Source organism: Vibrio ziniensis (genome assembly GCF_011064285.1).
GTDB lineage: Bacteria > Pseudomonadota > Gammaproteobacteria > Enterobacterales > Vibrionaceae > Vibrio > Vibrio ziniensis.
In genome coordinates this window covers 1,175,182-1,190,497 of sequence record NZ_CP049331.1, presented here as the reverse complement: position 1 = coordinate 1,190,497, position 15,316 = coordinate 1,175,182, and the positions used below count along the sequence as shown (strand labels likewise).

The following is a 15,316-nucleotide window of genomic DNA, read 5'->3' as shown; positions in this document are numbered from 1 at the left end:
CCATTCTAGCACTTCGGGCATTTTATAATTTCAGACACAAGTAGAAAGCGCCCCAATCGGAGCGCTCTTCTTATTTAAAATAGTTGTTCGCTATTTTAGCAATAACTAGGCTTTTTGCGCTTTACGACGTAAAACACATGCAGCAAATAATGCTAGTACGCTTAAAGTTCCTGTAGAACCGCCGCTGCTACCACCAGCACTTGAGCCGCTGTCTCCCGCAGTATCATCACCTGAGTCACCGTTGTCGGTGTCGCCTCCATTGTCTGTATCGGTATCATCATCTGAATCATCTGAATCACCATCATCCGTAGAGTCGTCATCGCCGCCGTATAAGTCGTCCCAAGTTTGGCCCGTGTATTTTTCCACGAAGCTTACGGTTGTATTGGTCTGTTGATTAAACTGAATAGTAAATTCCGAAACATCTGCATCATCACCAATAGTTACTGTTACTTTGCAAGATTCCAAGCTGCCTAATGTCTCAGGACAGTCACTAGTATCAAGTGTCACGTTTGAGTCAGATACGGCAATATCTAAAGCTTCTTCCGTTTTTGACAAGTTTTGTACCTCTACATCGAACGTGGTTACGTTATCGCTGTTTAGGAACTCCATCTTAGTCGGGACGTTCAAAGCGTTGATTTGACCGAGAATCCAATCCATCTGAGATTCGAGACTTTGGTAACTAGTTGATAGACCATACGCACCTGACGAAACCACACCGTACATGGTGTTATCAAGTAGTACCGCAGTGCCACTGTCACCACTCATACCATCATCCCCTGCCGCTTTAAGCCATGTTTGTAGGCTTACGGATAGGTTCGGTAAGTATGAGCTAAAGCCTTCTAATGAAGTAAATTCATCATATGCCTCTTGTTTGCAATCGTACCTTGAGTATTCGGGCCACCCATCTACAACTAACTCGACATAATAGCTACAACTTACATTCATTGGCACTTTGGTTACTGTTTGTGTGCCATAATGCATCTGGTATACAGTTTCACTGTTCTCATTGCGACCCCACCCAAAAAAAGTAAAGGATTGGTCTACATTGATATTTTGTGAATTAGACCATTCATCGATACCTACCATGGAACTAGGCACTGACTTAGAAAGTTCTGTTAAGTCAGAAATAACACCTAATTTTAAAGTACTTTGGTAAGCAATAGGATTCGATAACTTAATCAAAGCAAGGTCTGAGTAAGTAACATCACTAAAGCTAACTCCCACTTCACTGTATGTGTAAGGTACTTCGACGATGGTTCCCGTTGAAATACTGCCGTAATTGAATATTGAGGTTAATTTGGTCTCAATCCCAGATTCCTCCCAAATAGTTTCCATTACAGCTAGGGCTTCTTCCTTTGCACCCATAGTGTATAACTCTGCACTACCTTGGTAGACAACACGAGAGCTGATGTCGTTATAAAAACCTAACGCACCGCCAACACCTTGGTATACAACAATGTTAAAAGTGTCACCAGTGACCGCTAAATCATCTGATTTTACACCGCTGTCATCTGCATCCCAAGACGGAGTACAGTGACGAGCTGTGATTAACCATTGACCTGCAATTAATTGAGCTCCACAAGTACCCTGCTCTGTCGCAATGTTCACAACGTAATTCATTGCTTCATATTGCGCTTCAGTAACAGCAGTGCCGTACTCAACAGCTACTACGTTTGATGACAAAATAGAAAAGAATAGACAACTAAACGACTTCTTAAATTTCATACCACAGCTCTTTATTAATATTATTTGATCGTTAATGGCTCTGGTTTACGACACCCTCATATAGCGTAAGTGAAATCGTATATAGACAACCCAGACTTGGCCTAACGACAAACCAAGTATTTACTTATTTTATTGATGGTGAGCTATTATAATTATTTTAGTGATATCAGAACTTTATTAAAAAATGATTCTAGCCGTCAATAGAAGCAAATAACTTTTATTGTTGTTCCATTCTCAATCTGAATGCTGTCATTCAAGAATTGGCAAAACTAGAGCGACAAGAACATAAATCCCCGAGGATTTTTTGAGCTAGAATTCAAATTTCTCTAACTTGTCTCCATCTCTCCATACTGCATACGCCTCAAACACTTGCCCCAAACGCTCAGCGTAAGCATTAAGAACTCCACGCAACTCATCAACCGTGGTTTCACGCAGAGTGTTATCAGCAAGGATCCAACCTCTTGACGTGTCTCCTAATAAACCCGTTCGGTCTGCGTAGGCTATCGCTTCGTTCATGTTGTCGCGGCCTTCTTTATCTATCTGCCACTCAGCATCATAAACAACGATGTTCCCTTCGATGACGGATTCGCGGTACTGCTTTGCCAGCTCCTGGTGATACTTGCCCAGCGAACTTTCTAAGCTAGTTACTTCATTCACTGGCTCTAATTCAAGCCAAGCTGTGACAGCCGCTTCGGCCAGTTCTTGAGACTCTTCATCATCGAGAGAGGGTTCACTCTCAAGCCACGCCAGATAAGCATCATGGAATGCCCATAAATCGCTTTCATACGCTTTTTCGATAAAGTAGCGAGTAGTTTCGTACGTTGATCGAGCTTTGGCTAACTCAACATCAGACCAAGACTTCAAATCATGACGAACGTTGATAACCACATAAATTACATCGGCGTATTCATCCACCAAACGCTCTGCAGAAATGTCCTGCCCAGATTCATCCTGGTAAGTGTAACTTTCCGAGACTTTATTACCTGTTGGCTCGTGACGAATATCTTCGTGGTAAAACTGGCGAATTGGCTCTGGAACTTGAGCCAAGGTTTCAAATTTCATCGGGTGTTTTCTCCAAAAAAGTATCCACCGGCATAGCCGGTGGTTTTTCATATGCGCCTATAAGGCTCTACTACTGGCAGCGCCCTAGCAGGCGCGTAGTGATCTGACATTTGCATATGACTATTTCCTGCGGCCCGCAAACGGGCTACCTGAATACGGGATCGACAATTGCTCTCCCATTTTATCCTGCTCTAGTTGGTGCTTTATGTAACTCTGTATCTTGCTCGTATTCTTACCTACCGTATCTACATAATAACCTCGGCACCAAAACTCACGATTCCGATATTTAAACTTCAAATCCCCGAATCGTTCATAAAGCATTAGGCTACTTTTACCTTTCAAATACCCCATAAACGCTGAAACACTCATTTTGGGCGGTATTTCTAAAAGCATGTGGATATGATCCGAGCAACATTCCGCTTCAAGAATGTTCACATTTTTCCATTCACATAGTTTCCTCAATATTTCACCTATTGCTCTACGTTTTTCTCCGTAGAACACTTGTCTTCTATATTTCGGTGCAAAGACTATGTGGTATTTACAGTTCCAGCGCGTGTGCGCTAAGCTCTTTTCGTCCCCCATTGGGACCCCCTTTCAATTCTTAATTAACTCTTGTAGTTGCCAGACCACAAGACGTTTTTATCAAATTGAAAGGGGTTATATAACTGATTTATAGCTGTAAGCTTTACGGAACCCCCAGCCTAGCTGGGGGTTTTCTCTATACAAGAAAACGGCCTACTAAGTAGGCCGCTTGAATGGGTTAGATTTGGTTTTTAATATGCCCATAATCTTTAGTGAGAGTATGGATGTCTGACTTACACACATTTCCATTCAGGTCTGTGAAGGTACTCGATGCCGCAACTTTTAATTTCGAATCATCACCCCAATTTCCAGCCGTAGAATCATAAATTAACTCGTTAGCTATGATGTTTAAGCTAGCCTGCCCATTGTTACTGATTTGATGGAATAGGAATTTACCACCCTTACCTAAGTTATTTGGTACACCCATTCTTATGTCAGAGTGCATAGTCACACCTGTAAACTGGCTATTTGATAGATATGACTCTCTATTTAGCCCTATACTTTCCACTCTAGGGTACATTACTCTATATGTGGAAGATGAGCTGGTAGGCGAAAATCCTAGCAGGCTTTCAACCAACAAAGCTGTATAACCACTATCAAAATTCTGTGTAACTAGAATATCGTTTAACCCAAGTTCTCCATATAGCACAGGAAGATTTACGCTAGACTTTGTTTGTTTAGCAAAGGAGGTGTAGTTAATAATTTCTACACGATCATTTGTGTGGTTTGATACGGTATTAGTTACAGCAGAGTAAGCTAGCGACTGAGCGGACCATATCCCAGTGGAAACTGTGTATCGTTGTGTGGCAAGAGTAGTTAACCCATTAGTGTTTTTTCTAGTTAACGACATGTTTACGGCGGAATCTGAAATAACAGGAACCCAAGAACCCAACCAACCATCTTTTAACGCATTAGTAAGAAGGATATTAGCTGGATCTCCAATAACATCCGATTGCGTAAATTGCCCCTCTACGGTGATGTTGGTTGTGATGTACCCAACAACAGCAGATGAATTATCATTATTTAAAACAGTGTATCCTGCCGCAGTACATGCTGTTTCTGATTCAAATACGCAAGTATAAATTAACTTCTCTCTACCACGATAAGTCCCATTCTTAAGTTCTTCACGAACTACAGCAGCTTGCTCAGCACTAGATGCATCCCAAGCCCCATATTTCAAACGATGGTCGATAACACCACCTAATCCACTAGAATAAATAGCATCGTAGTACTTACCGTCTGGACGACCAGATAGAGCACTAGATATACTTCCTGTAGAGGCGTGCGCATTGCCGTTATCATATCCAGTAATAAAACAACTTTTGACTGTAGAAGGTCTATCGGCTTCATCCATTGCTGTATATCTAGTTACACGCACACCACCACTTTGCCACTGCCGCGTACCAAGAGGGTTTAAAGAGTCGCAAAATCCTCCAGTGTTTAACCTAGGCACTGTTGCTATTACGTATAAGTAACATTCGCCTTTATAGGCTTTTACGTTATTGGCGGAACCATCACGCATAACAAACAGACCATTATCACCAATGAGAGCATTGGAGCCTGCATATGAATGAGAGCTGACTACATAAGATTCGATATAAGTAGCAACGGTGTTGAAAGCTGTTACCGAATCTTGTGTACCTTGGGGACGTACCATGCCAAAGTTAGTACCACTACCAAATCTTGCACCTACCGAAGCAACAGCAGGATTTACAGAGTTCCAATCGCCATTGCCAGCACCAGCAAATGAACGATGGCGGACTCGCCATTGGACAAGATTACCAGACGCATTAACAAAAATGGTGTCACCTAGATAGGAAATCACTTGCTGTTGTTGTGCTTGAGTCAAAGAGTTCCATTGCCAGCAATAAAACGTATCATTCACAGAACCCGATGCATACTGACCATCGTATACTTGGAAATACGATTTAGGACGAGTAGAAAGCACCATTGGTACACCAGATATTACGGAGCTATTTGTATTCTGAATGCATGTTGGGAATACTTCTCCATTGGTTACTTCTTCTGCATATACCTCAAGTCCCGTTAGGTCTACACGTTCTGTTACTACTGACGTAGTAACCGATACTACGGATAAATTACTAAGTGAAAAAGAACTAGTACTATTTGATGTTGCTTGAATTTGAAACGAAGAGGCTCCACTACCATTAACTCTAATGGTTTGTGGTATTCCTATTTTATTTACATCAATATTATAAGCTATACCACCAACCCATATACGAAGTGCTATAACAGAACCTTGAATGTCTTCAAGAGTAAGTGAAACATCGTAATCTTCATTATTACCATTAAATACTGTTGATTGAGACAACGTCATCCACCCATCGATTAATCGTGTAGCCGTCAAAACACCATTACTTTCAGAGAGAGACCCTACATTAGATACGATGGACCAGAAGGAACTACTAAAACGGAAATCACCATTCCTTATAATACCCTCGAATGCACTAACTACAGCTTCATTAACGGCGCTTAATCCACTTAATGCCGCACGTTCTGTAGCAGTTGTATACCCTGTGTACCCAGAGTAATGACCAGGACTAGTCGTAAAGTCAATTATAGCTCCAGTTGCACTATCATAAGTTACCGTACCGTTAGGAGCTGGAGGGAAAGTTAACCCCATACCTGCTTGCAGAGAGTTGGGATCAACCCCCCTTAGTTTAGCAATAACACCTGCAACATGAATTTCAGCATGTAATGTTTTACTATTTCCGGTATACGCACCGCTAGCTTTACCAAGATTTAATGAATTTGGATGTGCAGGAGCAGTCCAAAGACCTTCGTTAATAGCTTTATAGTCTCCTTGCGCATACACATTGCCATGATAAACAAAATCACTCGCGGCAAAGCGTAACTTGTTTCTGTTGCGCATGGCTGAGAATTCAGCTTCGCTCTGTGCGTAACCCACACTGGCGAGATCACCAATTAATTCTTGCGCTTGAACTTCCAACGCAGCCACATCCGCATCCATTTGCTGCGCCGTTCTAACTGTGTACTCAGTGTTGTCGTAGCCCTTGAACGTCACTTCACCTTCTTTTGTCCACCACTCTTCCATCGCTTTGAAGTTGCCTTGGGTAACAGTGGTCGCCTGACGAAGTGCGGCCGTGGCCGCATTGAAGTCTCCAAAGGTCGGTACCACTGCCGCTTCTGCATTGGACTGAGTAGCCGCCGTCCAGTTCTTTTTCAGTTTGAGCTGACCGATGGCCACTTCCGTAACTTCCACCAAGTCATAAGATCCAATCAACAAACCATCTCCTGGTTTGATGCTGTCTGTCGCCGTATTGGTCACAGTCACCATATTGCTGCCGTTCACGACAGAAACGGACGGTAGATAAATCCAACCCATAATAACTCCAATAAAAAACCCAGCCGAAGCTGGGTTGATGTTTGATTAACTTAAACCTGATCCATTGCGGAATATCCGCGCTATCCATTGAGTGCCGCAGGTGCCACTGAGTTTCGCAGCAGAATAATCACCACTCCCAGTCACGAGCTGCACCTGCAGTGCCATGCTCCCTTTGGTATTCGCGGGAACAGTGACCATCATGGTGATTTGTCGGTCCAGCGATACCTCTGTGGTGCCACCTTGCCCTGCATGATAGGCCGTTTGTGTCTCTATTTGGTCGGTAGTGACCGTACCAAAATCCCCTGTCATTCTGGCTTTCACTTTAGCGACCACATTACCCGAGTTGCCGTTACCGGAGCGGTAAGCATTACCAGATAGCAGGACGTTCACTTCCAAAGTACGATCGAACTCTTCAGCCGTCGTCACTTCAACCGAGGCAAATGAAACCCATGAGGCGGAAGTGGCCGTTACAGCGGCAGTGCTGTAGGTTTTCCCCACCACAAGCTCACCTTGAATCTGGTTTGCTTTGAGTACCCCTAAGATGTTGCAGTCTTCGCCGATGGTCAGGTTATTCATATAACCGCCACCAATGGAGTAAATGTTGCCATTACCCTGCACCGCAAACATCACATCCCCTATCGGGTTCTCTACCCACATTATGTTGTAACCCGAAGAGGTCACGCTCTTGATGTAGGCTTTGTATCCCCCTGCCGAGCCGATTTCCACTTTCTCTAAGAATGAGCCGTCTTTGGCATTCACAGTGCCAGAAAACTCCCCCGTACCTGCGGAAATTAAGGGGGAGGTGATCTCCGTGCCTGCCACAATACGGTCACCTTTCACCGTCCCAGGCGTTAGCATGTCACCGTTTAAAATCAGAGACACCGCCGACCAACCTGTGCCAGTAAAGCGCTTCATCGAGCTTTTGGTGCCTGCAGCGTTACGGTAGGACAAGTGCTCATCTTTAGCCGGTGCGCGGTAGTACGCATCTTTAAAGTCTTGCGTGGCCACCGCATCCGACGGGAAGATACCATCTCGTAATGTCAGCGAGTAAATGCCTGCTCCCGACTTGGCGTAGATGTCATCCACACTGTCTAGCGAGTAGCCGTCACCCAACACAAAGCGGCCACGGTGAACCATGTCGCCACTGTCTGTATCCAGATAGAACAACGGAACAAACTCGCCGTCCTCGTCCAACTTACCCACCCGAAGATAGTCGGCCAGCATATCAAGACTGGATGTGTCTCCGGTGTTGGTATTCACCATGCCGCTCACCTGACCATTAACGTTGGTGAGCATCCCGCCTTTAGCGACTAAGTTGCCATCCTTATCGACAAAGACCTGAGACATCTGCGACACGCTGGCACTTTTACCGTCAGCGGTTTGCAGCACCAGGTTGCGAATAAAATTCGCCAGAGGACCATCTACCCAACTATGCCCTGCGGCCACACACAATACTGCATCATCGTGTTCGGTAATGTTGCCTTGTGCATCGTAGCAGTAGCCAACCGCCGCTTTGGTGTAGGTGTTCGCTTGAGCTAAGGTTTCACTGTCGCCATTGGTGACTTTGGCTTCCAGCTCGGTTTGGGTTTTCGCCAGGGCTGAGGTTTGTGTGGCCACCGCAATATCAAGTCGATTGATCGCTGCCTGCTGTGTGTCTTTCACCGCCAACAACTGCAAGATGGCTGAGGCTTGGCTGGCAATGTCATCGCTGTTGGCTTTGATGTTTTGCTCTGCGTACGACAGACCCACATTATCTTTGGCAAAATCTCCAGCACGTAAAAACTCGTTATACGCTGCCAGTAACTCGTCCAGACTGCCACTTTGACCGAGGGTGTTCTCCACATCCACCACACTCGACACCACTTGTGAAATAGTGCCGTTCGCAGCATCAATCGACTGTTGCGCGGTAGTGAGTTTACTCGCCTGCTCTGCAAGCTGTTCATCCACACCACCTGGCTTGGCATTAAAGGCCACGACCACACTGGTGATGTTGGCTTCGCTGGCATCAATCCACTGTTGAGCGGTGTTGGCTTTTTCCAGTGTCTGATTGTCATCGAACTGCTGCAGTGTCGCCGTGACTTGCCAGGTTGCGTCCCAACCGTCAATCACTTCACTGACATCGGTAAGGGTCAGTGCATTGGTATCCCAATAGTCTTGGGTGACGTACACAGACCAACGCGCATTCTCTGGGTCCAGCTCTTGCTCAACCGTCGCCATGCGGTAGCTGATGTCCTGCAGTTGCAGTTCAGCCGCGCTCGGTTTTCCGATTTCGATGCTGTCAATTTCCGCATCCATCGCAATGCTGATGGCGGTGATCTCGCCTGTCCACCCATCTTCCGCACTCAGTTTTAAAATGATGGTTTCAAAACTGTCAGCGACACCAGGATGATTGATTGCCACGTTCTGTGAACCACCATTCCATGACAGTGTGCCACTTTCCGAGGCTTTCAGACGTAGGCGAACCACTTGGTTATCGTCAGCATCAAAAGCAATATCACTACGGGCAAATACGGTGCCCACAATGGTACCGCCAATTTGCCAAGTGACATTCGGCCAATTTTCATCACTGGTGTTGAACTGCCAACTGTAAGCAGGAGTGATCGCCGCTAATGCCCCTGAAATCGCTTCAGTAACATCCTGATATGAGGCTTTCAGATTGATAGCTGCAGCATTCGCGGCAATGGCAGCATTGGTGGTAACAAACTTCTGCCCTGTTTGCGTTTCGACTCGCTGTATCTCTTTGGCGGTCAACGCAATACTGCCGTTCACACCATCGATCATCAAACTGGCTTCAGTAAACTTCGCTTCGGTGTACGCAAAAGCGCGGTTAATGATTAGGCCCGTTTCCGCATCTCGATACACCACCGCATCAACAAGGGTTTCCCCTTCCATCAATCGGCGACCATACTCGTCCGCAAAATTTTGCACATCACTGGCTAAATCAAAGGCCGCTTTACTGGCATCTTGAGCGGCGCGATCCACGGCCATCAAATCGTTCGTGACCGATTGAACAGATTCGGTTAACGACTCAATCGCAGACGTATTCTCTTGAGTGGTTTGCTCCACTTGCTCGAGAAACTGCTGCAGATTGTCATCCAAGATCGCTTGGGAAATTTTCCCGTCCAGTAAATCAATAATGACCGAGGCATCTTTGGTAGTAGTCGCCGTCACCGTAATAAATTCACTCTGGCCAACCGCATTGACGGCACGAACCTGAAACGAATACTCGGTTTCAGGCTGCAAACCTTCTAGCTGCCACGCGACACCCTGACCTCGAAGTTCATCATTAAACCAGAATTCATACTCAGTCCCAAACGCCAGAGCCGTCGATTGTGGACGCAATATGACATAGGTATTACCCACATCCACTTGTACATCAAATGGGGTTTCAGGAGCTTCAAAGGTGGTACTCAGTATCGCCCAGGACGACACCGCCACCGCGCCCACTGTTCTTACGGCGAATTCATAACTCCCTGTTAAAAACAGCGGCAAATTAATGGAGTTGGTTTTCGTGGTTTGCTGCCAAATGACCACATTTCCGGCATACACGCGAACATCAAACCCATCGACATAACCGCCTGGTGATTCCCATGACAACACACCAGACACCGCAGGCAGGTCGCTTGCAGAAAAAGAAAGGTCGCTCGGAGGAGCGACCTGGTTAGGATTGGGTAGTTCGGTATCGGGATAATCCGGTTTTGCTGGCTTATCCGTCCACAGATAGTTGCTGTCCTGGTATTCAATCAGCTTGAGCGTGGTTTCCGACTCACCATATTTAATCTCTCGCACGGAAAAAGGCTTCGCCGTCCATCCGCGCAAGGTGGAAGCCACCGTAATGACGTCCATCTCTTCCACTTGCCAACCGATAAACGCTTGTACCGGAAGGTTCAGCGTCATGGAATTACGACTGGTTCTGGCTAACACCTCGGCGTATTGCAGTGCATGCTCATAGCTGTCAATGCCGTAGACCGTCTCTTCATGGGTCAAATCAACATTGTTGTCTTCATCTAGCCACTGCAGGTGCAAGTCGCTGTTAAGCGTCGGGAACGTCACTTCATCCGTTTGCCATTTTAGCTCTTTGTTCGGGAAACGAATCGTCACCGCATTATAACGTTGGTTAATATTGACTGAAGCCGTGGAGATACCGCCCGTTAGCATGTCTTCACTGACATGCAACACTGGATCTTTGGCTCGGTCAATTTCAAGACGTAAACCGTTTTGACCTTCAATCAAGTAGCCGCGACAGGTCTGCAAAATATTGTCGATGTTGTCTTGCAGCTTCTGGTCGGTTTCCAAATTGATGTTACACACCATCTGAGGCAGGTCATCCACCACGACATTACAGTAATTACGCATTAAGTCGTTGTGTTCAGTATCCCACTCAACAGCCCAGCCACAGCCATACAACGGGTTAAACAGGTAATCGTACAACACATCCACAGGGTTTGATGAACGAGCGGTAATCGTGGCGCGAAACTCCGGACGCCCTTGAGGGTATCGTTTGAATTCCTTGTCCATTTTCAACTTAACGTACGTGACCGCTAACCCGTGAAAATGCATGTCCGACATATCATCGGGCGCTTCTTCGACAAACCACTCAGGCATCGTCTGATCAACGGACCCGTATTGATGCTCAATACGTTGAGCACTGTCAGCATCAAAGGTACCAAAGTCGGTGTACGGCAAATCATCAAAGGTAAAATCGGTCAGATTATCTATCGCACCAGGCGTCCACACCAAAATAGCGTAATAGACTTCATTAGCAGGTTTGCCTTTGACATCTTTGACGCCTTGATAAACGATAATCGGAGCAATAGACCGTGTGCCATAGACAACATAAAGAGGCTGGTCGATACCGAACCGGTTAACTGCAAGACCACCACGGTCTTGATCTTGGTTCTGCATCTTCTTGGCCATAGCAACGCTGTACGCTGCCGAGGCCAATGAAATGATGACGTAAATCCACTCCCAAGTCATTGGTTACCCCCCTGCTGTACCTGCCCAATAGATGGTTTCTGATGCTTTCGCTGCATATTTAAAACACTCGTCATCGCTGTACCGCTTTTTATGAGAATGCGGTGTCGTTCGCCAGGTATTGGTTCGCTCAAACTGAGACCAACGACTCGCCGCAGTTAATTGAATTTGAGAATTACCATCATCGTCCGATTTCCCCACCACAGTTCCAGACCAAACCTGTTCGACAAACATCACCTCGCCTGTTTCTCTGTTAAGGTATGCACGTTCTATGGTGATGCGACGCTTCATGACGTTGGATCCTAATATCACACTCATCACCGCTTGGTTCGCCATGCTAAACCCGAATTTCACCTCAGCCACGCGCATTTCTGCGTGGCGGGAGAGAGAATCTAGCCCTTGGAAGGTGCCGTCCGCTTGATACGTTATTCCATCATGCTCTATGTCATGCCCTGCACTGGTAAATGCAAATACGGTCTCAAGCTCAAAGCGAAGCAAATATGAGTACGAGATCAGCCGACTTTGCAGCATGATTAGTACTTCAGATGGGAAAACTTTCATAGAAACTCGATAAATTCTAAGTCAGCGTAGGAAACAAACTGAGTATTGCCTTTTAAATTGAAAGACTGCGGTTTTGCGCCAGGCTTTCGAATCAAAGTAAACACAGCGCCACTGCCATTAATCGCCGTACCATCAGGAACTTTCTTTTTGATGGGGCAATTAACCAGTACCGTTCCAACTCCTGCATTGTTGGTCACCACATCCTGCATCACCCGATACACTTTGGTTTGATTACCGATGTTGATAAGGTCACCTGCTTTTAACCAGGTGGTGTTGGAGGGAGCGTTGTAAACACCAAATTCATACCCCCCTGCACTGGTCTCAGAAGCCAGAGCATCACCACCCGTACCCAGTATTTTACTCAGTTTAGGAGGCACCCAAGTGAAGGGAACAGACGCTTTCATGCTCTCTATCATCGTCCAGAACGCACGATGTTCTTCTTCGTTTTTGAGTTTTCGACTCATGAAGTTCAGCTCAAAACGATGGCTTGGCATATCAAGCACTTCAACATGCAAGTTAGGGCTTTCATTGTCGTACGATGGGTAGTTTGATTTAAGCGTTAGATCCTTACAAAAAGGCGTTAAATTCATATTAGAACTGCTCCCCTTGATCACGTTTGACCGCTGCTACGGCGTTATAGATGTCTTGGCGGTGGTTCATGATAAGTTGCCCCATTCCACGTGAGTCCATAGCGCTAAACTGGAAGATTTGTTGAATAGGCATGCTAGTTTCTGAACGGGTCGAAGCCAGCGGTTGGGTACGGGCGGATAACGAACTATCCATTGAGTAGGCCCGAGATTGATGCATCGCCATGATAGCTTGATACATCGAGTCGATTTGGTTAGCCGACTCATTGGTATAAACCCGTTCTCCCTTGTTTAGCAACCAGGTACCTTCTTCTGGGATGGAGGACATACCATTGTGAGCCATACCAGCGATTGCTTGCCCCATAATCATAACCATACTGGCTCTTGCTAAAGCTCGAATCGTTTCTGCTTGTATATTCCCAGCAGGACTGCCAAGCTCAAGTGCTTTTGCAGCCGCAACTTCACCATGAATATAAACTTGCGAGGCTGCTAATACTTTCTCTGCAGCAAACGCCACCTTTTGAATTTTTGAACCTTCTTTTGCTGTCGCCGCAATCAAACCTAAACTTTGTCCTGCAACTTGGTACTTCATTTGCAAAACCTGATTATCTATCTGCTTTTCTTTTTCAGCTCTATCTTTAGCGGCTGCTTCCGCTATACGGGTCTTTTCTTCTTCCTTTTTGGCAAAGGCGTCTAACTCTCGCTGAATAGCTTCATCTTGGCGAAGGTTATAGTCTTCTTGCTCCTTGGCATAAAAAGCATTCTCTCGGTCTCTATACTCAGTTCGCAAAGCTTCAAGGGATTCATAGCCTCTTTTCTTCAGCTCTTCCTCTGATATGTTCAACGCTTCAATATCAGCTAAGCGATCATCATGCGCCAAACGCATTTTTTCACGCTCATTCGCGTATTGCATATCCAAAGAAGCAAGACGAGTAGCACCAGTCTTTTGCAGCTTTACTGTCTCTTCATCAACAACAGGGTCAACAGATTCATTGTTTTTTCGAATGGCAGGTTGATCCCTGTAGTTCATCCCAAACCGAGTAACGTTGTACTTTTTCTGCAGCCGATCGATTTCTGCATTCTTTTCCGCCAGTTGTCTGTCTACTAGACCAAGTCGAGAATTGAGATTGAAGAGCTCATTTTGACTCTGCCCCCATGGATTGAGATTAATTTTCGGCAGTTCGGCTTCGTTGACATTGTCATACTCTTTAAAATCATCGAGCAACTCTTTGCGCTCATTAGTCAGTTTTTTTACTTCACTTCTAAGCTCTGAGAGTTTTTTGACTAACCCATTTTCAGTTCTTGGGTTATTAGACCAGCTGTCAAATGCTGCACCCCAGCTATCAACGGCAATCGTGAGTTTTTCTGTTACCCAATCAATTTGATCACTAGCCCCGAGCGCAGCATTGGCAAAAGCTCGCTGCATCTTCAGACCAACATCATTCATCTTTTGATCGAGGTCTTTGAATTTCTGGATGTCTGCTTCAGACATTGCCACATTTAAGTCACGGTATTTCCCCGTGATCTCATACAGCTTGGCACCGTGATTATCGAGCAAAGGCATCAGTGCAGAGGCTTCATCCGCTATCGCCTCAAGATAAGTAATTTGTGCCTTCATTGGCACATTGGCATCGTCCATGGCCTGTTTAACGGCCACTAACACTTCAGGACTGGAGAGCTTGCTCAACTCTTGAACGGTAAGCCCGACTTTTGGAGCCACATTCTCAAAAAAGTCTTTAAACTGACCGCCGCCAGTTGAGGCAAACTCCCCTAATTTATCGTTGGTATCTTTTAAGATGTCGGCCATCTTATCGCCGCTGATACTGTATTGCTCAGAGGCGTAACCCAAGGCTTGGATTTGTTCAACCGACACTTGTGCAACGGTAGCCATGCGCTCGATTTCGCGGCCTTGATCTGCACTATGCTTAACAAATAGCGCTGCTGCCGTAGCTGCAGCTGTTACTCCTGATGCTATGAGACCCGCTGCCCCTGCCACACCGAGACCTAACGCTTTGATGCTCGAACCTGCCACGTTCAGCTTTTGATCGAAACTACGGGTTGCATCATTCGCAGCATTCGCTTCACTGGCGTAACCACGAAGCATTTTTTTTGCGTACTCAACATCTTTGTTGAACTGCGCACTTTCCGTATTAAATCGGATATTAAAGTCAGCTACTTGGGTACTCAAAGCGTACTCCTCCTGCAGATGCGGACATAGCCATCAACTGCTCATCATCATATTCAACGGGTTCGGTGGGTTCTGGATTTGGAAAAAAATCACTCGGGGATGCAGGCGTATCGAGTTTAATACCCGCCGCCATAGCCGTGATGTTCCAGTTTGACGCGCAGGCGACAGCAAATCGCCAGTTGTCCATTTCAAAGCTAAAACCATGCGTCGCAAAATACTCCTGCCACTCAACAACGGCTTCGCCACTGATGGACGCCAACGCGCTACGCC

The 15,316-nt window shown here is 45.9% G+C and carries 9 protein-coding genes; all 9 read right to left on the bottom strand.

Annotated elements, in window-relative coordinates:
* Positions 1 to 105 precede the first annotated feature (105 nt).
* Positions 106 to 1,725: a trypsin-like serine protease gene (locus tag G5S32_RS05400; protein WP_165311059.1), complete on the bottom strand. Its 1,620-nt coding sequence runs from the start codon at positions 1,723 to 1,725 to the stop codon at positions 106 to 108.
* A 309-nt stretch (positions 1,726 to 2,034) separates the two neighbouring features.
* Positions 2,035 to 2,787 carry a DUF4376 domain-containing protein gene (locus G5S32_RS05395; protein ID WP_165311058.1) on the bottom strand — a complete coding sequence of 251 codons (753 nt, stop codon included), beginning with the start codon at positions 2,785 to 2,787 and terminating at the stop codon, positions 2,035 to 2,037.
* A gap of 120 nt (positions 2,788 to 2,907) precedes the next feature.
* Positions 2,908 to 3,369, bottom strand: coding sequence for an IS200/IS605 family transposase (gene tnpA, locus G5S32_RS05390; protein WP_165311057.1), 462 nt, complete (start codon positions 3,367 to 3,369; stop codon positions 2,908 to 2,910).
* Between the two features lie 178 nt (positions 3,370 to 3,547).
* Positions 3,548 to 6,736 carry a hypothetical protein gene (locus tag G5S32_RS05385; RefSeq protein WP_165311056.1) on the bottom strand — a complete coding sequence of 1,063 codons (3,189 nt, stop codon included), beginning with the start codon at positions 6,734 to 6,736 and terminating at the stop codon, positions 3,548 to 3,550.
* Between the two features lie 45 nt (positions 6,737 to 6,781).
* On the bottom strand, positions 6,782 to 11,713 hold the full coding sequence (locus G5S32_RS21465; RefSeq protein WP_207621601.1) for a phage tail tip protein J-related protein: 4,932 nt from the start codon (positions 11,711 to 11,713) through the stop codon (positions 6,782 to 6,784).
* A gap of 3 nt (positions 11,714 to 11,716) precedes the next feature.
* Positions 11,717 to 12,271 (bottom strand): DUF2163 domain-containing protein, encoded by a 555-nt coding sequence (locus tag G5S32_RS05375; protein WP_165311055.1) that lies wholly within the window; start codon positions 12,269 to 12,271, stop codon positions 11,717 to 11,719.
* The gene (locus G5S32_RS05370; RefSeq protein WP_165311054.1) at positions 12,268 to 12,861 is read right to left on the bottom strand and encodes a hypothetical protein; all 594 of its coding nucleotides are present in this window, start codon (positions 12,859 to 12,861) and stop codon (positions 12,268 to 12,270) included. The genes G5S32_RS05375 and G5S32_RS05370 overlap by 4 nt, the downstream gene beginning before the upstream one ends.
* A 1-nt stretch (position 12,862) precedes the next feature.
* The gene (locus tag G5S32_RS05365) at positions 12,863 to 15,046 is read right to left on the bottom strand and encodes a coiled-coil domain-containing protein (protein WP_165311053.1); all 2,184 of its coding nucleotides are present in this window, start codon (positions 15,044 to 15,046) and stop codon (positions 12,863 to 12,865) included.
* Entirely contained in the window at positions 15,027 to 15,305 is a 279-nt protein-coding gene (locus tag G5S32_RS05360; RefSeq protein ID WP_246201043.1) for a phage tail assembly protein T, read from the bottom strand. Before G5S32_RS05360 ends, G5S32_RS05365 begins: the two co-directional genes overlap by 20 nt.
* Positions 15,306 to 15,316 lie beyond the last annotated feature (11 nt).

Excerpts from the sequence above, each read along its gene's own strand:
- G5S32_RS21465 (WP_207621601.1), bottom strand. The coding sequence starts at position 11,713 with ATGACTTGGGAGTGGATTTACGTCATCATTTCATTGGCCTCGGCAGCG.
- tnpA (WP_165311057.1), bottom strand. The coding sequence starts at position 3,369 with ATGGGGGACGAAAAGAGCTTAGCGCACACGCGCTGGAACTGTAAATAC.
- G5S32_RS05385 (WP_165311056.1), bottom strand. The coding sequence starts at position 6,736 with ATGGGTTGGATTTATCTACCGTCCGTTTCTGTCGTGAACGGCAGCAAT.
- G5S32_RS05395 (WP_165311058.1), bottom strand. The coding sequence starts at position 2,787 with ATGAAATTTGAAACCTTGGCTCAAGTTCCAGAGCCAATTCGCCAGTTT.
- G5S32_RS05400 (WP_165311059.1), bottom strand. The coding sequence starts at position 1,725 with ATGAAATTTAAGAAGTCGTTTAGTTGTCTATTCTTTTCTATTTTGTCA.
- G5S32_RS05370 (WP_165311054.1), bottom strand. The coding sequence starts at position 12,861 with ATGAATTTAACGCCTTTTTGTAAGGATCTAACGCTTAAATCAAACTAC.
- G5S32_RS05375 (WP_165311055.1), bottom strand. The coding sequence starts at position 12,271 with ATGAAAGTTTTCCCATCTGAAGTACTAATCATGCTGCAAAGTCGGCTG.